Source organism: Paraburkholderia acidicola, from assembly GCF_002362315.1.
In the GTDB taxonomy this organism is placed as follows: domain Bacteria; phylum Pseudomonadota; class Gammaproteobacteria; order Burkholderiales; family Burkholderiaceae; genus Paraburkholderia; species Paraburkholderia acidicola.
The window spans coordinates 259620-284210 of record NZ_MTZV01000003.1 but is presented as its reverse complement, the minus strand read 5'-3'; the positions used below and the strand labels follow the sequence as shown (position 1 = coordinate 284210).

Sequence of the window (24591 nt, the reverse complement as noted above, 5' to 3'; positions counted from 1 at the left end):
TACAATGCGCATCAAACGACTAGATTGATGAGACCACCAAATGAATGTGACGCTGCGCCAGTTGCGTGTGTTTATCGAAGTCTCGCGGCTACAGAGTTTCAGTCGCGCGGGCGATGAGATCGGTTTGACGCAGTCGGCGGTGAGCCGCTGCGTGCGGGAGCTGGAGACGGAAATCGGCCTGAAGCTGATCGACCGGACAACCCGTGAGGTCCAGCTGACGGACGTCGGCGCGAATCTCGTCGCGAGCGTGTCGCGCCTTTTGACCGACCTCGACGACACGTTGCGCGAGATCCGCGAGATCGGCGAGCAGCGTCGCGGCCGGGTGGTGGTGGCGGCGAGTCCGACGATCGCCTGCCGCCTGATGCCGCAGATCGTCGCCGGCTGCGGCCAGCAGTTTCCGTTCATCACGCTCGGCCTGCGCGACGATGTGCAAAGCGACGTGATCCGCAAGGTGAAGTCCGGCGAGGTCGATTTCGGCGTGGTGATCGGCCCGTTCACGACCGACGACCTGCTGGGCGAGCCGTTGATGACCGACTCCTTCTGCGTCGTCTGCCGCTCGGATCACCGGCTTGCTGCGCAACCGCAGGTGGCGTGGACGGATCTGGAGGGGGAGCGTCTCGTGATGCTGGACTACGCGTCCGGCAGCCGGCCGATCATCGATGCCGCGATGGATGAGCATGGCGTCAGCGCGACCGTGGTCCAGGAGCTTGGCCATTCGGCGACGGTATTCGGTCTCGTCGAAGCGGGCGTGGGGATCAGCGTGCTGCCGTGGCTGGCACTGCCGCTGCCTGCAGAGGTATCGCTGGTCGCACGATCGCTCGTGCCGCGCGCCGAGCGTACCGTCGAGCTGGTGCGGCGCCGCGACCGGTCGCTGTCACCCGCGGCCGAGGCGGTGTGGGGGCTGATCCGGCAATCGCCCGCGCGCGCCGAGGACCTGCGCTAGCCGGATGCAGCACACCGTGGCGGGCATTCTCCTCGAAGGACATGCCACGTTAAACTGCGACATACGCATTTCCCCCACCACACCCGACCTGTCCCGGATGTATCGATGAGCGAATCGGACCTGCCGAAGCCCCTTTTAGCAAATGCACGCGACGCAGTGCACGCCTTGCGCCCCTCCCAGATCCGCGAAGTGGCGAATGCCGGTTTCGGCATTGCCGACGTGCTGCCGTTCTGGTTCGGCGAATCGGACCGGGTGACGCCGCAATTCATCCGCGACGCGGCCAGCAATGCGCTCGCCGCAGGCGCGACCTTCTACACGCACAACCTCGGCATTGCGCCGCTGCGTGAGGCGCTCGCCGGATACGTGAGCTTGCTGCACGGCCCGACCACGGTCGACAACATCGCTGTAACGAGCGCCGGCGTCAACGCGCTGATGCTGGCGGCACAGCTCGTGGTCGGCGCGGGCGACCGGGTCGTCGCGGTAACGCCGCTGTGGCCGAATCTCGTGGAGATTCCGAAGATCCTCGGTGCGCACGTGGAAACTGTGGCGCTCGACTACGGTGCGCAGGGCTGGACGCTCGACCTCGACCGGCTGCTGGCGGCACTGACGCCCCAGACGAAGCTCTTGATGCTGAATTCGCCGAACAACCCGACCGGCTGGGTGATGACCCGCGACCAGCAGCGCACGGTGCTCGATCATTGCCGGCGGCACGGCATCTGGATCGTCGCCGATGAGGTCTACGAGCGGCTCTATTACGCCGATCCGGCGGCGCCCACTGCGCCGTCTTTCCTCGATCTCGCGGCGCGCGACGAACGCGTGATCTGCGTCAACTCGTTCTCGAAGGCATGGCTGATGACTGGCTGGCGACTCGGCTGGATCGTCGCGCCTGCTGCGTTGATGGACGATCTGGGGAAGCTCGTCGAGTACAACACGTCGTGCGCGCCAGCGTTCGTGCAGCAAGCGGGTGTCGCCGCCGTGCAGCAGGGCGAAGGCTTCGCGCGTGATCTTGCTGGCGAACTGCGCGTGGCACGCGATCATCTGGTGCAGGCGCTGGCTGCGTTGCCAGGCGTCGACGTGAAGGCGCCGCCGGGGGCGATGTATCTGTTCTTTTCGCTGCCTGGCGCGACCCGCAGCCTCGATCTGTGCAAGGCTCTGGTGCGTGAAGTCGGACTCGGTCTCGCGCCGGGTAGCGCGTTCGGTCCGGAGGGCGAGGGCTTCGTTCGCTGGTGCTACGCATGCGATCCGCATCGGCTGGACGCCGGTGTCGAGCGGCTGCAGCGCTTTTTGAGCCAGCACGGCGGGTAAGCGGACTGCGGCTCTCTGGCCTGGCGCGCGGGTCAGGCGCGGCTACCAGCCGGCTACCGGGTCGCCGCACACCCATGCCCGATTTCCCATCCCGGACTTTCGTCGTGGGTTACCGCCGGGCTTGCGTCGGGTTTTCGTCTTTACGCACTGCATGTTTTTGCGTAAGATGGCGCTCAGTCACGCGATTCCCTCCCGGGACATCGCTGCTCCGTCCGGCTGGGTCTGGCTCGGGTCTGCTTGGATGACCTGATTCGCCGCCCCCCGGTGCGTGCTCCCATCAATATGACCGATCAGAATCGGGCGAGCGCGTCTTCAGTTCCAATATCGTCTGTTTCGTCTGGTTGATCCGGTTCTTTGAGCCTAACCATAAGGTCTGATCTGGCTGCATGAATACCCAAGAGGCGAAGATCGTCCTCGAGACTGCCTTGATCTGTGCGCAGGAGCCGCTGAAGCTCGCCGACTTGCGCAAGCTCTTTGCCGACGGCGTGTCGGCAGACACGGTTCGCACGTTACTCGAAGACCTGAAGCAGGAGTGGTCGGGGCGCGGTGTTGAACTGGTTGGCCTCGCGTCCGGCTGGCGTTTCCAGAGCAAGCCCGCGATGCGTTCGTATCTGGATCGTCTGCATCCCGAGAAACCGCCGAAATATTCGCGCGCGGTGCTCGAGACGCTGGCGATCGTCTCTTACCGGCAACCGGTTACGCGCGGAGATATCGAAGAAATTCGCGGTGTGACGGTGAATACGCAGGTGGTCAAGCAACTCGAGGATCGCGGCTGGATCGAGGTGATCGGTCATCGCGACGTGCCGGGACGCCCGGCGCTGTATGCGACTACGCGGCAATTTCTCGACGACCTCGGTCTGAAGGCGCTCGACGAATTACCGCCGCTGGACGATCCGTCGGCGCAATTGAATATCGACTTGCTGGCTCAGCATTCAATCGAATTCGCCGATGGCGAAGTCCCCGCGACAGCCGATTTTACGGTTGAAGCGAGTGCGCCTACGGGTCTTGAAGAAGCGGGCGAGCACGTGTCGCTGGATGCTGCCGATAGCAGCGTCGAGACGCCGCTCAATGGTGAAGCTGCGCTTGAGCATGAGCCTGCCGCCGCGGCGCACGACGCAAATATTGAATCGCTGGCCGAACCGCAAGGCGCCGCATCGACGTCTGCTGGCGAGTCCGAACCGGCATCAGCGCATCCGGCCGATACCGGCGCTGCCGCAGCGGAAACCGCCGGCACTGCAAGCGACACCGGCAACACCAGCGTGGCAGAAGTCGATCCGGCTCTGCCCGCAACCGGTCCGACCGCGCTCTCCGAAGCGGAGCATGCGGACCAGGCCGACACAACCCATGTGGCGCATGGCGATCCTGAAGATCGCCCGGCTGCCGCGCACGACGACGGCGTATTGACCGACGACGAGGCTGCCTCGCGCAGCGCCTGACGTAACCGAACTTTTTTGCCGCGCCCGCAATGGGCGCGCGACCTGACACTCGAGGTTGTTTTGACACGTACCCACGATACCGACTCGTCCGAAGCAGAGCACGCTGTGCCTTCCGCGCGCCCCGACGAAACGCAACCGCGGCAGACCTCTGCTGCCGGGAACGAGCCCACGGCGCAGACGCCGGACGCAGACGGTGAAGACCGTCCGCGCCGCGGTCTGCGTCGGGGGCCGCGCAGCCTGATCGCGCGGCGCCGCGCAGGCGCAAAGGCAAAGAATGCCGATGGTACGCAGGCGGTTCAGCCGGCGCCCGTCGTGACGGAAGCGCCGCCTGACGGCGTTGTCGTTGCTCAGGTGCGTATGCCGCGCAAGGATCCGGGCGCGAAAGGCCCGCGCCGCAATAATGCCAATGGTGCGAATGCCAATGGCGGCGGCAAGCGTGGTGAACCGCGCGGCGACGCGCCGCGCGAAGGTGGCCCGCGGCAGAACCGCCGCGGCGACGCAGCGGCATCGGCCTCGGCACCCGCGGCTGGCGAGGCAACGCCGGACGAACTGTTCTCCTACGTGACCTCGCCGGCGTTCGACGCCGATAACAGCACGACCGGTGGCGTACGCGCACCGATGCTGCGGCGCGGCCGCGAAGCGGCGCCCAAGCGCGTGCTGTCGCCGGATGACGACGCACCGAAGCTGCACAAGGTGCTCGCGGAAGCGGGCATGGGCTCGCGCCGCGAGATGGAAGAGCTGATCGTTGCTGGCCGGGTGTCGGTCAACGGCGAACCGGCGCATATCGGCCAGCGGATCATGCCGACCGATCAGGTTCGTATCAACGGTAAGCCGGTCAAGCGCAAGTTGCAGAACAAGCCGCCGCGCGTGCTGCTGTATCACAAACCGACCGGCGAAATCGTCAGCCATGCCGATCCGGAAGGTCGCCCGTCGGTGTTCGACAAGCTGCCGCCGATGAAAACCGCCAAGTGGCTCGCGGTCGGCCGGCTCGATTTCAATACCGAAGGTCTGCTGATGCTGACCACTTCGGGCGACCTCGCGAACCGCTTCATGCATCCGCGCTACAGCGTCGAGCGTGAATACGCGGTGCGGGTGGTCGGTGAGCTGGCTGAAGGTGCGCGACAGAAGCTGCTGCACGGCGTCGAACTCGACGACGGCCCGGCGAATTTCCTGCGTATCCGCGATGGCGGCGGCGAAGGCACCAATCACTGGTATCACGTCGCGCTGGCCGAAGGCCGCAATCGCGAAGTGCGCCGGATGTTCGAGGCGGTCGGCCTGATGGTGAGCCGCCTGATCCGCACACGGCACGGTCCGATCCTGCTGCCGCGCGGCCTGAAGCGCGGTCGCTGGGAAGAGCTCGAGGACAACCAGGTGCGTAGCCTGCTGGCATCGGTAGGTCTCAAGGCGCCGACTGAAGAGAAGGGCAGTCGCAATGCGGCGCCGGAGCGTCGTCAGCCTGATCCGATGCAGACCTCGATGGGCTTCATTCATCGTGAACCGGTGCTGATGTCGCACGGCCGCTTCGATCAGCAGACGCCGCGTGGCGGTCGTCCTCAGGGGCGCCGTGGTGCCGCGACCGGCGGTTTCGGTGCGACGGGTGGCGCGGGTTCCGGTCTCGGCGGCGGGTTTGGCGGTAACCGGGGCGGTAGTCGCGGCAATGCTGCAGGCAATGGCATGGGCGGCAGTGGTGGCAATCCGGGCAATCGCGGTAGCCGTGGTGAGGTCGATGGCAATCGTGCGCCGTCCGGTAACGGTAACCGGGCAGGTGCCCGCGCTGGCGGTAATCCGGCTGGCCCCCGTCCGCAGGGCGCGAATCGCGGCGGGCCTGGTGGCGGTCGTGCTGGTGGTGGCAACCCGAATGCGGGCGGCAATCACGGCGGTCCGCGCGGTACACCGCGTAACCGCACCCGCGGCCGCTAGACGCCGCAGGGGCTGCGGTTTTTTCCGGCAGTCGATTTGACGAGTTTAGCCGGGTTTTCGTCCCGGCCCGGCAGCCGGGAACCCCAGGCGGCAATCCCGCCAGCGACTTGCGCAGCGCCGGCAGGCGCGCCCCGTAACGAGGGGCGGCCGGCTTCACCCAGGCAGGGCGCAAGTCACGCGACAACCCGAAAGATTCCCCCGAAATCAAGCGGTGACGGGCGTCGGAAGGCGTCCCGCAGATTGCGTTCGGGCGGAGAAAAGGCTACAATCGCAAAGTCGCTGGGCGTGCGGCTTTTCATGTGCGGCTCAGATGCGACCACCGGCAACAAGATTTTGGGCGTTTAGCCCATTTTTTTTTGCCGCTGCAGTTCAGTGGTTCGGCATCTCGGGTAGCACCAACGTGCGCCGGCTTGGCGCGCAGCCCGCGAGGTGAGATGGTCGCAGAGGCTTGCCGCGCGAACATCTTAGAGGGCATTGTGCAACTGACGGAACTGATAGAAACCACGGTCTCGGGTCTCGGCTACGAGCTCGTCGATCTCGAGCGCACCGGGCGCGGCATGTTGACCATTTACATCGATCAGCCCGCCGGCATTGCGATTGAAGATTGCGAAAAGGTCACGCGTCAGCTCCAGCACGTTTTGACGGTCGAAAACATCGAATACGAGCGGCTCGAAGTATCGTCGCCGGGTCTCGACCGCCCGCTGAAAAAACTGGCGGATTTTGAACGCTTCGCAGGCAGCGAAGCGGTGATCACATTGAAAAAGCCATTGGACGGACGGAAATCGTACCGGGGCATCGTGCATGCGCCCGAAGGCGAAACGATCGGTCTGGAATTTGAAGGGAAGGAAGGCGCCGCGATGCTCGATTTCACGCTCGCGGATATCGATAAAGCCCGCCTCGTCCCCAAAGTTGACTTTAGGAGCCGCAAACAATGAGTCGCGAAGTGTTGATGCTGGTGGATGCGCTGGCACGCGAGAAGAACGTCGACAAGGACGTCGTATTTGCCGCACTCGAGGCAGCCCTCGCTTCGGCCTCCAAAAAACTCTTCGACGAAGACGCGGACATCCGCGTCCACATCGACCGTGAAAGTGGCGAGCACGAAACCTATCGCCGCTGGCGTGTGGTGCCGGACGAAGCGGGTCTGCAGGAGCCGGATCAGGAAATCCTGCAGTTCGAAGCGATCGAGCAGAAGCCCGATGCGCAGATCGACGACTACATCGAAGAACCGGTGCCGTCCATCGAATTCGGCCGCATTGGCGCGCAGGCCGCCAAGCAGGTGATCCTGCAGAAGGTGCGCGACGCAGAGCGTGAGCAGATCCTCAACGACTTCCTCGAGCGCGGCGAAAACATCATGACCGGTACGGTCAAGCGTCTCGACAAGGGCAACTTCATCGTCGAATCGGGCCGTGTCGAAGCGCTGCTGCGCCGCGACCAGTTGATTCCGAAGGAAAACCTGCGCGTCGGCGACCGTGTGCGTGCGTACATCGGCAAGGTCGATCGCACCGCACGCGGCCCGCAGATCGAGCTGTCACGCACTGCGCCCGAATTCCTGATGAAGCTGTTCGAAATGGAAGTGCCGGAAATCGAGCAGGGCCTGCTGGAAATCAAGGCCGCGGCACGCGACCCTGGTGTGCGGGCAAAGATCGGTGTGGTCGCTTACGACAAGCGCATCGACCCGATCGGCACCTGCGTCGGTATCCGCGGTTCGCGGGTACAGGCTGTGCGCAATGAGCTCGGTGGCGAAAACGTCGACATCGTGCTATGGTCGGAAGATCCCGCCCAGTTCGTGATCGGCGCGCTCGCGCCGGCAGCCGTTCAGTCGATCGTCGTCGATGAAGAGAAGCATTCGATGGACGTCGTCGTCGACGAAACCGAACTGGCGGTCGCAATCGGCCGTAGCGGCCAGAACGTGCGTCTTGCCAGCGAACTTACCGGCTGGCAGATCAACATCATGACGCCGGACGAATCTGCGCAAAAGCAGAATCAGGAGCGTGGTCTTCTGCGCGACCTGTTCATGGCGCGTCTCGATGTCGACGAAGAAGTTGCCGACATCCTGATCGACGAGGGCTTCACGAGCCTCGAAGAGATCGCTTATGTGCCGCTCAACGAAATGCTCGAGATCGAGGCCTTCGACGAAGACACCGTGCACGAGCTGCGTAACCGCTCGCGTGACGCGTTGCTGACGTTGGCGATCGCAAATGAAGAAAAGGTCGAGAATGTCGCACTCGACTTGAAGAGCCTTGACGGTATGGATGCCGACCTGCTCGCGAAGCTGGCCGAACATCAGATCCAGACGCGCGACGAGCTGGCAGAACTGGCTGTAGACGAGCTGGTCGAGATGACCAGCATCGAAGAGGAAGCCGCAAAGGCACTGATCATGAAAGCACGTGAACACTGGTTCCAGTGAGAAATGACCATGGCCCACTAAATTGAACGCGGTCGCGAGGCCGCACGAACCGATGCTAACCGCAAGGAATCGGTCCTTGCACTAAGAGGAATGAATGGCGAGTAACAACGTAGCCCAATTTGCCGCGGAACTGAAAATGCCTGCCGGCGTGCTGCTCGAGCAGCTGCAGGCGGCGGGCGTCACAAAAGCGAACGAAGACGACACCTTGTCCGAGACGGACAAGGCGCGTCTGCTCGACCACTTGCGTAAGTCTCACGGCTCGACTGATGCAGACAAGCGCAAGATCACGCTGACGAAACGGCATACGTCGGAGATCAAGCAGTCCGATTCGACGGGTAAGGCTCGCACCATTCAGGTCGAAGTGCGCAAGAAGCGCACCTTCGTCCGCCGCGATGAAGCGGCCGAGCAAGGAGCGGATGCATCGGTTCAGGTAGCTGAAGCCGACGAGGCAGAATTGCAGCGTCGCGAGGAAGAAGCACGTCACGAAGCCGAGCTGCTCGAAAAGCAGGCGCTGGAGCTGAAAGAGCGCCAGGAACGCCTCGAACGCGAAGAAGCCGAGCGTCGTGCCCGCGAAGAAGCGGCAGAAGCCGAACGTCGCCGCGCTGAAGAAGAAGCGGCGAAGAAGCGTGCGGCCGCCGATACCGCTGCGGCCCACGAAGTCGCGGCGCAAGCCGTCGTGGCCGAAACGCGCGAAGCTGAGCCTGCTGAGCAGGAAGACGAACAACGCGCCGCCGCTGAACGCGCCGCGCAGCGCGAAGCCGCGAAGAAGGCAGAAGACGCCGCACGCGAAGCTTCCGAAAAGACGCGCGCCGAACAGCAGGAAGTGTCGCGCCGCCGGGCGGCTGCGGAAGCCGAAGCACGCGCGATTCGCGAAATGATGAGCACGCCGCGCAAGGTCCCGGTGAAGGCACCGGAACCGGTTGCTGCGAAGCCGGTCGAGCCGCCGAAGGCCGCGGAAGCGAAGGGCACGCTGCACAAGCCGGCGCGTCCACCGGGCGAAGACAAGCCGCGTCCGGTTGCGAAGAAAACGACTACGACGACCACGACGACGGCTGCACCGTCTACGACCGCCGGCGACAAGAAGAAGCCGGGCGGCAAGGGCGGCTGGCAGGACGACGCAGCGAAGCGCCGCGGCATCAAGACGCGCGGCGACACGAGCGGCGGCGTCGATCGCGGCTGGCGCGGCGGCCCGAAGGGGCGCGGCAAGCATCAGGACGCGAACACGACGTTCCAGGCACCGGTCGAACCGATCGTCCGTGAAGTGCACGTGCCGGAAACCATCACGGTGGCCGACCTCGCGCACAAGATGGCCGTCAAGGCTTCGGAAGTCATCAAGGTGATGATGAAGCTCGGTCAGATGGTGACGATCAACCAGATGCTGGACCAGGAAACGGCGATGATCATCGTCGAGGAACTGGGTCACCACGCGGTTGCTGCGAAGCTGGACGATCCGGAAGCGATGCTGGTCGAAGGTGAAACCACCGACGCCGAACTGCTGCCGCGTCCGCCGGTCGTGACCGTGATGGGCCACGTCGACCACGGCAAGACCTCGCTGCTCGATTACATCCGTCGTGCCAAGGTGGCCGCGGGCGAAGCGGGCGGGATTACGCAGCACATCGGCGCATACCACGTCGAAACGCCGCGCGGGGTCATCACGTTCCTCGATACGCCGGGCCACGAAGCGTTCACGGCCATGCGTGCCCGCGGTGCGAAAGCAACCGACATCGTGATTCTGGTGGTCGCTGCCGACGACGGCGTGATGCCGCAAACCAAGGAAGCGATTGCCCACGCGAAGGCTGGCGGCGTGCCGCTCGTCGTCGCGATCAACAAGATCGACAAGCCGGATGCCAATACGGATCGCGTGAAGCAGGAACTCGTCGCGGAAGGCGTCGTGCCGGAAGAATACGGTGGCGAGTCGCCGTTCGTGCCGGTGTCGGCGAAAACCGGCGCGGGCATTGACGATCTGCTCGAACAGGTCCTGTTGCAGGCCGAAGTGCTGGAACTGAAGGCCCCGATCGATGCACCGGCCAAGGGTCTCGTCATCGAAGCGAAGCTCGATAAGGGTAAGGGTCCGGTGGCTACGATCCTCGTCCAGTCGGGTACGCTGAACCGTGGCGACGTAGTGCTGGCAGGTAGCGCCTACGGCCGTGTGCGGGCCATGCTCGACGAAACCGGCAAGCCGACCAAGTCGGCGGGTCCGTCTATCCCGGTTGAAATCCAGGGTCTGTCGGAAGTGCCGCAGGCGGGCGAAGAAGTCATCGTCATGCCGGACGACCGCAAGGCACGTGAAGTCGCACTGTTCCGTCAAGGCAAGTTCCGCGACGTCAAGCTGGCAAAGCAGCAAGCCGCGAAGCTCGAGAACATGCTGGAGCAGATGAGCGAAGGCGAAGTGCAGTACCTGCCGCTGATCGTCAAGGCCGATGTGCAGGGTTCGCAGGAAGCGCTCGTGCAGTCGCTGCAAAAACTGTCTACCGACGAAGTGCGCGTGCAGATCGTGCACGGTGCGGTGGGTGGCATCAGCGAAAACGACGTCAACCTCGCGACCGCTTCGAAGGCTGTCATCATCGGCTTCAACACCCGCGCAGATGCGCAGGCGCGCAAGCTGGCCGAAGCGAACGGCATCGATATCCGCTACTACAACATCATCTATGACGCTGTGGATGAAGTGAAGGCGGCGATGTCCGGCATGCTCTCGCCGGAGAAGCGCGAAGTCGTCACCGGGATGGTCGAAGTGCGTCAGGTCTTCAAGGTACCGAAGATCGGTGCAGTGGCCGGCTGTATGGTCACGGACGGTTTCGTCAAGCGCACATCGTCGGTACGCGTGCTGCGCGAGAACGTCGTGATCCACACCGGCGAACTCGACTCGCTGAAGCGCTTCAAGGACGACGTGAAGGAAGTGCGTCAAGGCTTCGAGTGCGGGATGTCGATCAAGAACTTCAACGACATCCAGGAAGGCGACCAGTTCGAAGTCTTCGAGGTCACGGAAGTCGCGCGTACGCTGTAACGACTGCGCAAGACACACCGGGCGGAGCGGGCGCTTGCCCGGCTCCGCCCGTTTTGTTTTTGTGCCTACGGATTCACCATGCCAAAAAAACGTTCTTCTCCCAATCGCAATGTGCAGATCGCGGATCAGATCCAGCGCGATCTGTCCGAACTGATGCGCGAGGTCAAAGACCCGCGCATCGGCCTTGTCACGATCCAGAGCGTCGAACTGACGCCGGACTACGCGCACGCGAAGATCTTCTTCACGACGTTGACGGGCGACCCGCAGCAGACGCTCGAAGCGCTCAATCACGCGGCAGGCCATCTGCATAACCAGTTGTTCAAGCGCCTGCACATTCATACGGTGCCGACGCTGCATTTCCACTACGACAAGACGGTCGAGCAGGCCGTGGAGATGTCACGCCTGATCGACCAGGCGAATGCTGACCGCGCGAAAGACGATTGAGCGGACTTGTTTCCCTGAACTTCTGAACGACGGCCGCCTGGCGGCCGGATCTGGCTTCTCAAGATGAACGGACCTGAACGTGCTGGACGTGGACCTGAGCGTCCTCGCGTGCCGCGGCGTGTGCTCGACGGCGTGCTGTTGCTCGACAAGCCGCTCGGACTGTCGAGCAACGATGCGCTGATTCGCGCAAAACGCCTCTATCTGGCGAAGAAGGCCGGTCACACCGGCACCCTCGACCCGCTTGCCTCGGGCCTGCTGCCGCTCTGCTTCGGCGAGGCCACGAAATTCTCCCAGGATCTGCTCGAAGCCGACAAGACCTATGAGGCGACGATGCGGCTCGGCATCCGCACGACGACCGGCGACGCGGAAGGCGAAGCGCTGGAGACGCGCGATGTCGTGTGCGATGAGCCAGCGGTACTCAAGGCACTGGCGGGTTTTCGCGGCGACATCGTGCAGGTGCCACCGATGTATTCAGCGCTCAAGCGCGACGGCAAGCCTTTGTACGAATACGCGCGGGCGGGGCAGGTGGTCGAGCGCGAAGCGCGGCCGGTCACGATCCATGTGCTGGAATTGCTTGCCTGTGCGTTGCCCGACGTGACGTTTCGCGTGACCTGCAGCAAGGGGACTTACGTGCGCACGCTCGCCGAAGACATCGGCGAGGCGCTGGGCTGCGGCGCGCATCTGGTTGCATTGCGGCGTACGGCGGTCGGTGCGCTGACGCTTGAGCATGCGGTGACGCTCGATGCATTGTCCGATGCTGACGCAAGCGCGCGCGATGCGTGGCTGCAACCGGTCGATGCATTGCTGTCGACGTTTCCTGCTGTTTACCTCGATGAAGAATCTGCGCGGCGCTTTCTGCATGGCCAGCGTTTGCGTCTGAGCGAGTTGCCGCAGGCCGCTAACACTACGTTGGACCTTCCTTCCGATCTCCCACGTGTGCGTGTCTACACACAGGACAAGCGACTACTCGGTGTGGCGAAGATGATCGATGGCGTGCTGGCGCCGGATCGTCTGGTCGTCACAGCGAGCTAAGGCAACGACGCGATGCCGGTGGTTGGGAAAGCATCCCGAATCGCCGCCACCCGCAAGCTGCCCACCACCCCGAGCCACTCGCTCAATCCACGCCCCCACCCAGCGCCTTATACAGACTCATCTGATTGTTAAGCCGGTTCAACTGATTCAACGCCAGCGTGCTTTGCGCTTCGCGCAAGCGTTGTTGCTGGTCGAGCCACGGCTGCACACCGGTCGCACCCGCCTTGAAGCGCGAGCGCGTGAGCGTTTCCGCCCGCTGCGCCTGCGCGAGGGACAGCGCCCGCTGCTCCGCCTCCTGATCGAGCTGCACGCGTTTGGACAACGCATTCTCCACTTCGCTCAGCGCGCCATAGAGCTTCTGACGGAAGTTGACGACCGCTTCCTCGTACTGCGTTCTCGACACCTTGATCTGTAGCTGCATTGTGTTCCACTGGATGAACGGCAGCGTGAGGCCGAGGCCCAGTGCGGCGACCGGGTTCTGCAGTACACGTTCGAGACTTGCGCTCGACGTGCCGAGCGAGCCGGTCAGCGAGAAAGTCGGGTAGAAGCTGGTTCGCGTGATCTCGACATTCGCGAGCGACTCGCGCAGTCGGAATTCACTGGCGCGCAAGTCGGGACGGCGGCCGAGCACGTCGGCGGGCAGGCCGGCCTGTACACCCGGCAACGGCCGCTCAGGTAGCGCGTGTGGTTCCGCGGCGAGCGTTTGCGGCGGCCGGTCGAACAGAATGGCGAGCGCATTGCGGTTCTCGGTGCGCTGCTGAATCAATTCGGTTTGCGCAGCGCGCTGTGCCGACAGCGTCTGCTCCGCCTGCGTGACGTCGAGACCCGACACGGCACCCGCGGCGTAGCGCGACTGGACGAGCGCGAGCGTCTGCTCCGCATACGCGATGTTGGCATCGCCAAGCGCGATCTGCTGGTTCAGATAACCGCTCTGCCAGTAGAGCGATGCCGTCGTGCCGATCAGCGTCAACCGGACCGCTTCGCGATCGGCAACGGTCGCTTCCACCTCCCAGCGCGCAACGCTACGTTGCGCCGCAAGCTTGCCCCATAGATCCAGCTCGTAGCTAAGCGAGCCGCTCAGGTTGCTCGACCGGCTTTCCTGGTGAGTATCGAGCGAGCGCGACACATTGCCGTTCGCGCCGAGCGTGACGTCGGGCGTGAGATTCGTATTGCTGAGTCCGGCCTGAAGCTGCGCGCGGTACACTCGAATCGCGGCGGCGGCGAGATCGTTGTTGGTCTTCAGCGCATCCTCGATCAACCCGTCGAGCACGGGGTCGCCGAAGCTGTGCCACCAGAGCGCAGACGCCGATGCGGCCGTGGACGAAACGGGCGAGTTCCAGTGCGCGGGCATGTCGACCGGCGGCAACGCCTCGCCACGCGTATTCGCACAACCGGATAACACAGCTGCTGCGCAGGCGAGCGTGAGGACGGTGCGCCGAAGAGGGATCATCGGAGTCATTGTGCGAAGCCCCTCAATCGCGTGCGAGCGCATCGATCGGATCGAGGCGCGAAGCGTTGCGCGCCGGCATGAAGCCGAACACGATGCCGATCAGCGTCGAGCACAGGAAGGCGGAGACGATCGAGGTGGCTGAGAACACCATTTTCCATTGACTGACAAAGAGAGAGAACAGGAAGCTCATACCGAACGACAGCACGATGCCGATTGCGCCGCCCATCAGGCAGACCAGCACGGCTTCGACGAGGAACTGCTGCATGATGTCGGTCTGACGCGCGCCCACCGCCATACGGATGCCGATTTCGCGGGTACGCTCGGTGACCGACACGAGCATGATGTTCATCACACCGATCCCACCCACCACCAGCGAGATCACCGCAATCAGCGACAGCAGCAACGTGAGCGATTGACCGGTCTTCGCGACTGTCTTCACGATGCTGTCCATGTTGTAGGTGAAGAAATCCTTGCGGCCGTGGCGTTGCTTCAGCAGCTTCGTGACGCTTTGTTCTGCTGCACTGCTGGGCTGGCCATCGCGCACGCGCACGGTGATGCTGTCGAAGTACTGCTGGCCGAAGAGCCGACCGCTCGCGGTGGTGTAGGGCACCCAGACGCTGAGGTTTTTTACGTCGCCGAACGCGCTCTTCTTTTCGGCGGCGACGCCGATCACGACAGAGGGCAGGTTGTCGATCAGGATCACTTCGCCGAGCGGGTTCGGATTCGCACCGAACAGCTTGCGCCGCGTGTTCTGGTCGATCACGACCACCTGCGCCTGGCGGCGCACCTCGTCGGGTCCGAAGGCGATGCCCTGCGCCATCTTCATACCGCGCACCTGGAAAAAGCTGGCGCCGACACCGCTGATCTGTGCGTTGACGTCGATGTTCCGGTAGCGCAGCAGCAGACTGCGCGAGGTCTCGGGGGTTGCACTGTCGATGTAGTGCTGTTCGACAAGCGCGGCGACGTCGGCAGGCACGAGTGTCTCGATCGTGCTGGCGTGGCTGTCGCCCCAGTCGGAGCCCGGATAGATGTTGATCGTGTTGGTGCCCATGGCGCTGATCTCGTCGAGCATGTAGCGCTTCGCACCTTCACCGATCGCGACGATCGATACCACCGAAGTGATCCCGATGATGATGCCGAGCATCGTCAGCAGCGTGCGAAGCCGGTGCGAAACCAGCGCGATCCACGCCATCTTGAATGCTTCGGCGAAGCGACCGAGACCCGCCGACAGCCGATGCGCGCGACGCGCGGCGACGCCCGTGCTGGCTTCGCCTCGTCCGTCGTCTGCCACGCTGCGCACGTTGCGACGGTCGCGGACAATTTCGCCATCGCTGATCTCGATGATGCGCTGCGCGTGTACCGCCACGCTCTCATCGTGCGTGACGATGATGATGGTGTGACCGAGCGCGTTCAGTTCGCGCAGGATGCGGATCATGTCCTGACCGCTCTTCGTATCGAGCGCGCCCGTCGGTTCGTCGGCGAGGATGACTTCGCCGCCGTTCATTAGCGCACGGGCGATGCTCACGCGCTGCTGCTGGCCGCCCGATAACTGGCTCGGCCGATGCTCGGCGCGCTCCGCGAGCCCGAGGCGCGCGAGCAGTTGTGCGGCCCGCTCGCGTCGCTCGGCATGCGTGCTGCCGGCGTAGACGGCGGGCATTTCGACATTGCCCGTGGCGGTCAGGTGCGGCAGCAGGTGGTAGCGCTGGAAGATGAAACCGAAGTGCTCGCGGCGCAACTGCGCGAGTTCGTCACCGGTCAGCTCGCCGGTCTCGCGGCCACCGACCCGGTAGCTGCCTTCGCTCGGATGATCGAGACAGCCGAGGATATTCATCAGCGTCGATTTTCCCGAGCCCGATGCGCCGATGATCGCGACGATCTCACCCGCTTCGATCGAGAGGTTGACGTCCTTCAGCACGACGACATCCTTGTCGCCCGCGGGGAAGCGGCGGGTGACGTTCGTCAGTTGCAGCAACGGTTGCGGCATCGTCAGGTCCCCGCAGCTGACGCAGCGGCTGCGGCTTCGGCTGCATCTGAGGCTTCGCCGATGATCACGTGCTCACCTTCCTTCAGCCCCGCCAATACCTCCACGCTGACGTTGTTATTGATGCCCGTGCGTACCTTGCGGGTCTCGACCCGCTTGTCGCTGGTGAGCACGCGCACGATGTAGGACCCATCCTTGTCTTTTTCGCCGAGCGCGGCGACCGGGATGCTGAGCGCGTGGGATGCGGTGCCGAGCAGTACGTTGACCTGCGCGGTCATCGCAATGCGCAGGTGGTGGTCCGGATTCGGCACTTCGAACAACGCGTTGTAGAACACCGCCGTGTTCGATTTCGACGAGCCACCGCCCATGCCACCCAGACCGCCTTGCGAGTCGGCGAAGTTTTGTGGTGCCGGCTCGACCGTGCGCAACTTGCCGTAATAGCGTTTGTCGGTTTCGCCGAGAATCGTGAAGTAGGCGGTCTGGCCAGGGTGGATGCGGATCACGTCTGCTTCGGACACTTGGGCCTTCACCGTCATCGTGTCGAGCTGGGCAAGCTTGAGGATCACGGGCGCCTGTTGTTGCGCGATCACGGTCTGGCCTTCCTGCGTCACGATGGCAACGACTTCGCCGTTCATCGGCGCGACGATCCGCGTATAGCCGAGGTTCGCCTGGGCGATCTCGATCTGCGTGCGGGAGGCACGGATCTGCGCATCGAACGACGCCAGGCTCGCGCGCTGCATGTCGAGACCGGCTTGTGCGGCTTCGTAGTCCTGCCGTGCGGTGGAATCGTCGGAGAGCATCTGCTGCTGGCGCTTGAACGCGAGTTCGGCCTGCAGCAACTGGGCGGCCACCGAGCGCTTCTGTGCGACCAGACTCTGTTCGTTGGCCTCGGCCTGACGCAGCGCGTTCTGCGGGATGACGGGGTCGATCTCGGCAAGCCATTGCCCTTTGGTTACCTCGTCGCCGAGCTTGACCTTGAGCGACTTCACCTGCCCGGTCACCTGCGCGCCGACATCGACCTGTTTGAACGCCTGCAAGGTGCCGGTGGCGAGCACGGCGTTTTCGAGATCAGTGCGGCCGACCTTCGCGGTGAGGTATTGCGGGCCCTTGTCGCCGGAGAAGAAATGCAGGCAGAGCGCAGCAAGCAGGATCAGCGCGACGGCGCCGGCCACGATGCCGGTCCAGCGGCGTTGGGTTTTTTTCATGGGAGAGAGGATCGCGAGCGTAACGTAATTGAAAGTCGCGTATTGGAATACAAACCAGCCCGGCAGTTCAATGTGTGTACAAAACTCATCAATTTTCAGACAGTTCTTAACAACTTGGCTGGCGTGGGAGGTGTGATCGGATGATCGGGGTAGCGGTCAGGGACGAGCGGATGCAGGCCGAACTGCCGCAGCAGCTCGACGTTCAGCCGTAACAACAGATCAAGAAATGAAATCGGCCGCGGCGGGAGCGCGCGGCCGAACTGATTGACGGGTCGATCGTTTCAGAAGCGCATCAATGCGCCGCCGAAGCCGCCGCCCCGGCATCGCCGCCGCCCGAGCGATCAGGTCGCGTGATCCAGATCAATCCGACCAGCGCGACGAAAATGCCGGCCGAAATATAGAAAATATCGTTCACGCCGAGCTGCGCAGCCTGTTGCGTCACCATCGAGTTGAACAGCCCATGCGCCTGCTGCTGGCTCAAGCCCGCGTTTTGCATCTGCTGCATCGATTGGGCGAAGACAGGGTTGTACCGGGACGCCTGTTCGGTCAGTTGCGCGTGATGCAGGACCGTACGGTGATCCCATGCAGTCTGGAAGATCGACGTACCGATACCACCGCACATGATCCGCACGAAGTTCGATAGCCCCGACGCCGCTGGAATCCGGTTGCCGGGTAGCCCGGACAATGTGATCGACACGAGCGGAATGAAGAAGCCGGCCATGCCGATGCCCTGGATCAAGGTGGGCAGCAACAGCGAAAACTCATCGACACCGGTCGTATAGCGTGAGCGCATCCAGAAGATCAGCGCGAAGATCAGGAACGACGCCGTGGCGATATAGCGCGGGTCGGTGCGCGGCAGGATCTTGCCGGTGAGCGGCGAGAGTATGACCGCGAAGATGCCGACGGGCGCCATCACGAGGCCCGCATCGGTGGCGGTGTAGCCGATATCGGTTTGCAGCCATAGCGGCAGTAGCACGAGATTGCCGAAGTACAGCCCGTAGCCGATCGACAGCGCGACCGTACCGCCCGTGAAGTTACGCAGCTTGAACAGCGACAGGTCGACGACCGGATGTTCCGCGGTCAGCTCCCAGACGATGAAGAACGCGAGCGCGATCACGGCGGTGAGCGCGAGCACGACGACGGTCGTCGACGAGAACCAGTCGAGGTCCTTGCCCTTGTCGAGCATGACCTGCAACGAACCGACCCAGATGATCAGCAGCGAGAGACCGACACCGTCGATCGGTGCCTTCTTCACGACCGAGTCGCGGTTACGGAAGATCATCCACGTCGCGAGCGCGGCGACTGCGCCGACCGGGATGTTCACGTAGAAGATCCACGGCCACGAGATGTTGTCCGAGATCCAGCCGCCTAAAATCGGCCCTGCGACCGGCGCGATCAGCGTGGTCATCGCCCACATCGATAGCGCCATTGGCGCCTTGGCGCGCGGATAGCTGGCGAGTAGCAGCGTTTGCGACAGCGGGATCATCGGGCCGGCAACTGCCCCCTGCAGCACACGCGATGCGAGCAGGAAGGGCAGGGTGGGCGCGAGGCCGCACATCCACGACGAGATCACGAACAGCACGATCGACGCCATGAAGAGACGCACCTGGCCGATGCGATCGGTGAGCCAGCCGGTGAGCGGCACCGAGATCGCGTTGGCCACCGCGAACGAGGTGATGACCCACGTGCCCTGATCCGACGACACGCCGAGGTCGCCAGAGATAGACGGGATCGATACGTTCGCAATCGACGTATCGAGCACGTTCATGAAAACGGCGAGCGACACCGCGATGGTGCCGATCACCAGTTGCGCACCCTCTAGCGGCGGATGAGGGACTTGCGCCTGAGCTTGAGCCATTCAGAAACCTTGCGTTGATGCGCCGCTTACAACGGCTTGGCAGCGGTTTTCTGTGTCGTGCCGGCACCCTGGCCTGCGTTGGCTGCGATGATGCGGGCGATCTCGGCATCGGCCTGGTCGCCGTACTTCGCGAACACGTCGGTCTGATAGACCGTGTTTTTCGCGTTAGTGAGTTCGCTGCCCGAGTCGTCCTTGATGTCCACATCGACCTGCATCGACAGGCCAATACGCAGCGGGTGTTTCTCGAGTTGCTGCGGATCGATCGCGACACGCACCGGCAGACGCTGCACGACCTTGATCCAGTTACCCGTCGCGTTCTGCGCAGGCAGCAGCGAGAACGCCGAACCCGTACCCGCCGAGAAGCCGACCACCTTGCCTTGATACTTGACCGACGAACCGTACACGTCCGCCGTCAGTTCGACCGGCTGGCCGATGCGGATGTGCCGCAACTGCACTTCCTTGAAGTTTGCGTCGACCCATACGGAGTTCAGCGGCACGACGGCCATCAGCGGGTTGCCCGGCGATACGCGCTGGCCGACCTGCACCGAGCGCTTCGCCACATAACCGTCGACCGGTGCGGGCAGCGTATTGCGCGCGTTCGCGAGGTACGCGTCGCGCACCTTCGCTGCGGCTGCCAGCACGTTCGGGTGATCGGTGACTGTTGTGTTCGCGGTCAGCGCGCGGTTCGATGCGAGCTGTTGCTGTGCGGCGTCGAGCGCGGCCTGTGCGCTCTTCACGGAGTCGCGTGCGTGCGAGATTTCTTCCTGCGATACCGCGCCGGTCTGTGCGACCGTCATGCGCCGGCGCAGATCGTCCTGGGCACGCGACAGATCGGACTGGCGGACCGCGACCTGGGCTTCGTACTGGCTGTCGTCGGCAAAGAGGCCGCGCACCTGGCGCACTGTCTGCGCCAACTGGGCTTCGGCTTGTTCCAGCGCGACGCGTGCATCGGCCGGGTCGAGCACGACGATCGGATCGCCGGCCTTCACGGTCTGCGTGTCGTCGGCGTTCACCGCGATCACGGTGCCTGTCACCTGCGGTGTGATCTGCACGACGTTGCCATTCACGTAGGCGTCGTCGGTGCCTTCATGGAAGCGCGCGACGAGGAAGTAGTACAGACCATACGCAATCGCGGCGATCAGGATCACGATGACGAGCAGCGTCATCATCCGCTTGCGTTTGCCGTTATTGTTCGCCGCTTGTGTGCTGGCGGCGGGTTGCTGAGGGGTGCTCATGGATGGGCTCCGGGTTCTCTCAATCTTTGTCGTTCAAACGTGTGGAATCAGTTCGCGGCCTGCGTGGCCGTTGTGGCGGCGGGTACGGCCGCAGCCGGTTTTGCGTCCGTCGGCACGACGAGGCCCGTCTGCGTGGCGTCGAAGCCGCCGCCCAGCGCCTCTATCAGTCCGATCTGCTGGTCACGACGGCGCATCTTCAGGTTCGTCACTGTCTGTTCGGCGGCGAGGCGACTCTGGTCCGCGGTCAGCACCTGCAACTGCGGCGATAGCCCTGCCTTGTAGCGGATCACGGCCAGCTGGTACGCCTTGGTCGAGGCATCGAGTGCGCGCTGGGCGTCACCCGACTGGTTGTCGATCGAGCGGATCGTCGACACCTGCGTCGCCACGCCCGACAGCGCGTTGATCAGCGTCTGGTTGTAGTTCGCGACATCGAGGTCGAAGTCGGCATAGCGGCCCTTCAACTGCGAGCGCAATGCGCCGCCGTCGAAGATCGGCAGATGGATAGCGGGTCCAATCTGCGTTTGCCGGCTGGACGACGTCAGAAAGCGACCCCAGCCCAATGCGTCGAAGCCGATGCCGGCCGACAGATTGACGTCCGGGAAGAACTCCGCTTTCGCTTCCTTCACATCGTGCATCGCGGCTTCGACCTGCCAGCGCGCCGCCACGATATCGGGCCGGCGTGACACGAGGTCGGCGGGCAGATTGTCGGGCAGGGCGACGATGTTGCCGGTTGTCAGCACCGGCTCGGCGATCTGCAGACCGCGGTCGGGGCCTTTGCCGAGTAGCGCGCCCAGCTGGTAGCGGGTGGTCGTGATCTGGCCGTCCAGGTCGGTCAGGTTGGCCTGGGTCGTCGCGATATTGCCGTTCGCGGTCTGCCGCTCGACGTTCGTGTCGAGACCGGCGCCGACGCGGTCATTCGTGATCCGGCCGATGTCCTGGCGGTTGGCGATTTCGCGCTTCGCGATGTCACGCAGCGCATACAGCTGCGCGAGCTGGTTGTAAGTGCGTGCCACGGACGCCGCGAGCGTCACGCGGGCCTGCTGCATGTCGGCTTCGGCGGCTTTTTCCTGCGAGACCGCCTGGCCGAGGCGCTGACGGTTCTTGCCCCACAGGTCCAGATCCCACGAAGCGCTCGCGAGCGCGTTGTTTTCGCTATACCAGGTGCCGCCAAACGGTGGCGGGTAGATCCCGTTACCCGAGAACAGCTCGCGGGTCCACGAATAACTGCCGTTGACCGTTGGCAGCAGTGCAGCGCGCGAACTCTCGATGTACGACGAGGCCTTGGCGATACGCGCCTGCGCCTGGGCGATCGACGGGCTGCCATCGAGCGCTTCGGCGATCAGCTTGGGCAGTTGCGGGTCGCCGAACTGGTTGGCCCAGTCGAGCGACGGCCACTGGCCGCCATTGCCTGGCAGACTCTGCGCCGACTCGTACTGCGTGGGCGACGAGATCTGCCGGTCGCTTTTGATGCCGAAATAGTTCGCGCACCCCGTAAGGGCGAGCGCCGCAACCGCTGCCACCGCCGTGCCGCGCCGCAACAGCGCAGGCGCGGGCAGAAAAAGGGATTTCATCGCTCGACTCTTTGCGTGTGAATGGAATTGAATGATGGACACTGCAACTATATTTCTTATGACTTGCTTTCGAAACTGGTCGTTGTATCGCGCGTCAAGCTGGTTTGATCGCCGCTATTGAGCAGCACCCGGCGCAGCATGCTCTTGAGAAAGCCGACTTCTTCCGGCGTAAAACCGCCCAGCAGATGATCCAGCACGCCCTGAAACATGGCGGGCATACGTACCGCAATGTCCTGGCCCTCTTGCGTCAGGGCGAGCCGCACGACGCGACGGTCTTCCGAACTGCGCACCCGCGTAAGCAGGCCACGCTTCTCCAGCCGGTCGATCAGGCGGGTCACGGCGCTCGCGTCGATCCCGTATTCACGCGCCAGTTCGGCCGCGACGACGCATTTACCGCTGGCCACCATGAACAGGATGCTGCCCTGCTGACTGGTGATGCCGAGCTCCGCCATCGTGCGTTGCGTGACGAGGTTCGCCATCGTCGATCTGACCCGGGTGATCAGATAGCCGACGCTTTCATTGAGCTGATACTCGCTGATTTCCGGCGGTAATGGAGAGGACGGGGGCGCCATAGACTCGTGCGAATGCAATGATTGACTAAGCAGGATTATAGGGGCTGGTTAGTTGACACGGCAAGCGTTATTACAGCTTAGGCAAGGAATCTTGCCCACTCAAGGCGAATGCGGACTGGCGGGGCGCGAAAACCCGGGCGAATCCGTTAGCAGACTGCCGCCGGGATGCGATACCAGGGGAAAACCGGAATCCTTCATCCGCGCGTGCTATAATTTTGGGTTCCCAAAAGTGCGCTTTGGGCTTGTTGGCCTGTTTGATCCGTTTGCTTCACGAAAAAGCGGAATCCCGGGCGAAAAGCAGTAGTAGAGCAGAGGGCGCACTCTTAACGTTTCCAGGTTCCCATGACCCGCGCCCTTCGCAACATCGCCATCATCGCTCACGTCGACCACGGTAAGACTACCCTCGTCGACCAACTGCTCCGCCAGTCCGGCACGTTCCGCGAGAACCAGCATATCGCTGAGCGCGTGATGGACTCGAACGACATCGAAAAAGAGCGCGGCATCACCATCCTCGCCAAGAACTGCGCGGTCGAATACGAAGGCACGCACATCAACATCGTCGACACCCCGGGCCACGCCGACTTCGGCGGCGAAGTGGAGCGTGTGCTGTCGATGGTCGATTCGGTGCTGCTGCTGGTCGACGCAGTTGAAGGCCCGATGCCGCAAACCCGCTTCGTGACGAAGAAGGCGCTGGCGCTCGGCCTGAAGCCGATCGTCGTCGTGAACAAGATCGACCGCCCGGGTGCGCGGATCGACTGGGTGATCAACCAGACCTTCGATCTGTTCGACAAGCTCGGCGCCAGCGAAGAGCAGCTCGACTTCCCGATCGTCTACGCGTCGGGCCTGAACGGCTATGCCGGGCTCGATCCGAGCGTGCGCGAAGGCAACCTGCGCCCGCTGTTCGAAGCGATTCTCGAACACGTACCGGTGCGCCCGGCCGACCCGGACGGTCCGCTGCAACTGCAGATCACCTCGCTCGACTACTCGACGTACGTCGGCCGTATCGGCGTGGGCCGCATCACGCGCGGCCGCGTCAAGCCGGGCCAGCAAGTGGCGCTGCGCTTTGGCCCGGAAGGCGAAATCCTGAATCGCAAGATCAACCAGGTGCTGTCGTTCGAAGGTCTCGAACGCGTGCAGGTTGAGCAGGCTGAAGCTGGCGACATCGTGCTGATCAACGGTATCGAGGAAGTCGGAATTGGTGCCACGATCTGCGCACCGGAAGCGCCCGAAGCGCTGCCGATGATCACCGTCGACGAACCCACACTGACGATGAACTTCCTCGTCAATTCCTCGCCGCTCGCCGGCAAGGAAGGCAAGTTCGTGACGAGCCGGCAGATTCGCGATCGTCTGATGAAAGAGCTGAATCACAACGTCGCGCTGCGCGTGAAAGACACCGGCGACGAAACCGTGTTCGAAGTGTCGGGCCGCGGCGAGCTGCACTTGACCATCCTGATCGAGAACATGCGTCGCGAAGGCTATGAAATGGCCGTGTCGCGTCCGCGCGTCGTGCTGCACGAAGTGGACGGAGTGAAGCAGGAGCCGTACGAAATGCTGACCGTCGACCTCGAAGATTCGCACCAGGGCGGCGTGATGGAAGAACTGGGCCGCCGCAAGGGCGAAATGCTCGACATGGCGTCGGACGGCCGCGGCCGCACGCGTCTCGAGTACCGTATTCCGGCGCGCGGGCTGATCGGCTTCCAGGGCGAATTCATGACGCTCACGCGCGGTACGGGCCTGATGAGCCACGTGTTCGACGAGTACGCGCCGGTGCGCGATGGCTCGCTGGGCGAGCGCCGCAACGGCGTGCTGATCTCGCAGGACGACGGCGCTGCGGTGGCTTACGCGCTGTGGAAACTGCAGGATCGCGGCCGCATGTTCGTCAAGCCGGGCGATGCGCTGTACGAAGGGATGATCATCGGCATTCACAGCCGCGACAACGACCTGGTCGTGAACCCGATCAAGGGCAAGCAGCTGACCAACGTGCGCGCTTCGGGTACTGACGAAGCCGTGCGCCTCGTGCCGCAGATCCAGATGTCGCTCGAATACGCAGTCGAATTCATCGACGACGACGAACTGGTCGAAGTCACGCCGCAATCGATCCGTCTGCGCAAGCGTCACCTGAAGGAACACGAGCGTCGCCGCGCGAGCCGCGAAACGGCAGTCGACTAAGACGTCGCCCGTTGCTCGATCGATTTGCAGGAAAGCCGCCTTCGGGCGGCTTTTTTGTT

At 63.5% G+C, this 24591-nt stretch carries 17 protein-coding genes; 10 read left to right on the top strand and 7 right to left on the bottom strand.

Going from position 1 to position 24591, the window contains the following annotated elements; translation table 11 throughout:
* Positions 1 to 40 precede the first annotated feature (40 nt).
* The 9 genes from BWP39_RS08980 (at position 41) to truB (ending at position 12491) form a co-directional block, all read left to right on the top strand.
* Positions 41 to 943, top strand: a complete 903-nt coding sequence (locus tag BWP39_RS08980) for a LysR family transcriptional regulator (RefSeq protein WP_096719037.1) — start codon at positions 41 to 43, stop codon at positions 941 to 943.
* A 105-nt stretch (positions 944 to 1048) separates the two neighbouring features.
* Complete coding sequence (locus BWP39_RS08975; protein WP_096719035.1) at positions 1049 to 2248, top strand: pyridoxal phosphate-dependent aminotransferase; 1200 nt, start codon at positions 1049 to 1051, stop codon at positions 2246 to 2248.
* Between the two features lie 386 nt (positions 2249 to 2634).
* A complete protein-coding gene (gene scpB, locus BWP39_RS08970) occupies positions 2635 to 3684 on the top strand; it encodes an SMC-Scp complex subunit ScpB (RefSeq protein WP_096719033.1) in 1050 nt (349 codons plus the stop codon).
* 60 nt (positions 3685 to 3744) lie between these two features.
* Positions 3745 to 5604, top strand: coding sequence for a 23S rRNA pseudouridine(2605) synthase RluB (gene rluB, locus BWP39_RS08965; protein ID WP_096719707.1), 1860 nt, complete (start codon positions 3745 to 3747; stop codon positions 5602 to 5604).
* A gap of 476 nt (positions 5605 to 6080) precedes the next feature.
* The gene (gene rimP, locus BWP39_RS08960; protein WP_096719705.1) at positions 6081 to 6539 is read left to right on the top strand and encodes a ribosome maturation factor RimP; all 459 of its coding nucleotides are present in this window, start codon (positions 6081 to 6083) and stop codon (positions 6537 to 6539) included.
* Positions 6536 to 8011 carry a transcription termination factor NusA gene (nusA, locus tag BWP39_RS08955; RefSeq protein ID WP_096719031.1) on the top strand — a complete coding sequence of 492 codons (1476 nt, stop codon included), beginning with the start codon at positions 6536 to 6538 and terminating at the stop codon, positions 8009 to 8011. The genes rimP and nusA overlap by 4 nt, the downstream gene beginning before the upstream one ends.
* A gap of 94 nt (positions 8012 to 8105) precedes the next feature.
* Positions 8106 to 11015 (top strand): translation initiation factor IF-2, encoded by a 2910-nt coding sequence (gene infB, locus BWP39_RS08950; RefSeq protein ID WP_096719029.1) that lies wholly within the window; start codon positions 8106 to 8108, stop codon positions 11013 to 11015.
* Positions 11016 to 11093: 78 nt separating this feature from the next.
* Positions 11094 to 11459, top strand: coding sequence for a 30S ribosome-binding factor RbfA (gene rbfA / locus BWP39_RS08945; protein WP_091016080.1), 366 nt, complete (start codon positions 11094 to 11096; stop codon positions 11457 to 11459).
* Positions 11460 to 11522: 63 nt separating this feature from the next.
* Entirely contained in the window at positions 11523 to 12491 is a 969-nt protein-coding gene (truB, locus tag BWP39_RS08940; RefSeq protein ID WP_096719027.1) for a tRNA pseudouridine(55) synthase TruB, read from the top strand.
* Positions 12492 to 12573: 82 nt separating this feature from the next.
* Here truB and BWP39_RS08935 read toward each other — a convergent pair whose 3' ends face one another.
* The 7 genes from BWP39_RS08935 to BWP39_RS08905 all read right to left on the bottom strand — a co-directional run bounded on the left by BWP39_RS08935 (position 12574) and on the right by BWP39_RS08905 (position 22363).
* Positions 12574 to 13941 (bottom strand): efflux transporter outer membrane subunit, encoded by a 1368-nt coding sequence (locus BWP39_RS08935; RefSeq protein WP_207556694.1) that lies wholly within the window; start codon positions 13939 to 13941, stop codon positions 12574 to 12576.
* 22 nt (positions 13942 to 13963) lie between these two features.
* On the bottom strand, positions 13964 to 15925 hold the full coding sequence (macB, locus tag BWP39_RS08930) for a macrolide ABC transporter ATP-binding protein/permease MacB (protein ID WP_096719023.1): 1962 nt from the start codon (positions 15923 to 15925) through the stop codon (positions 13964 to 13966).
* A 2-nt stretch (positions 15926 to 15927) separates the two neighbouring features.
* On the bottom strand, positions 15928 to 17127 hold the full coding sequence (macA, locus tag BWP39_RS08925; RefSeq protein WP_096719021.1) for a macrolide transporter subunit MacA: 1200 nt from the start codon (positions 17125 to 17127) through the stop codon (positions 15928 to 15930).
* A gap of 292 nt (positions 17128 to 17419) precedes the next feature.
* Positions 17420 to 18985 (bottom strand): DHA2 family efflux MFS transporter permease subunit, encoded by a 1566-nt coding sequence (locus tag BWP39_RS08920; RefSeq protein WP_096719019.1) that lies wholly within the window; start codon positions 18983 to 18985, stop codon positions 17420 to 17422.
* Positions 18986 to 19011: 26 nt separating this feature from the next.
* Positions 19012 to 20220 (bottom strand): EmrA/EmrK family multidrug efflux transporter periplasmic adaptor subunit, encoded by a 1209-nt coding sequence (locus BWP39_RS08915; RefSeq protein ID WP_096719017.1) that lies wholly within the window; start codon positions 20218 to 20220, stop codon positions 19012 to 19014.
* A 47-nt stretch (positions 20221 to 20267) separates the two neighbouring features.
* Complete coding sequence (locus tag BWP39_RS08910) at positions 20268 to 21791, bottom strand: efflux transporter outer membrane subunit (RefSeq protein WP_096719015.1); 1524 nt, start codon at positions 21789 to 21791, stop codon at positions 20268 to 20270.
* A gap of 56 nt (positions 21792 to 21847) precedes the next feature.
* On the bottom strand, positions 21848 to 22363 hold the full coding sequence (locus BWP39_RS08905) for a MarR family winged helix-turn-helix transcriptional regulator (RefSeq protein WP_091016097.1): 516 nt from the start codon (positions 22361 to 22363) through the stop codon (positions 21848 to 21850).
* Positions 22364 to 22705: 342 nt separating this feature from the next.
* Here BWP39_RS08905 and typA point away from each other — a divergent pair, with 342 nt between their 5' ends.
* Entirely contained in the window at positions 22706 to 24532 is a 1827-nt protein-coding gene (typA, locus tag BWP39_RS08900; RefSeq protein WP_096719013.1) for a translational GTPase TypA, read from the top strand.
* Positions 24533 to 24591 lie beyond the last annotated feature (59 nt).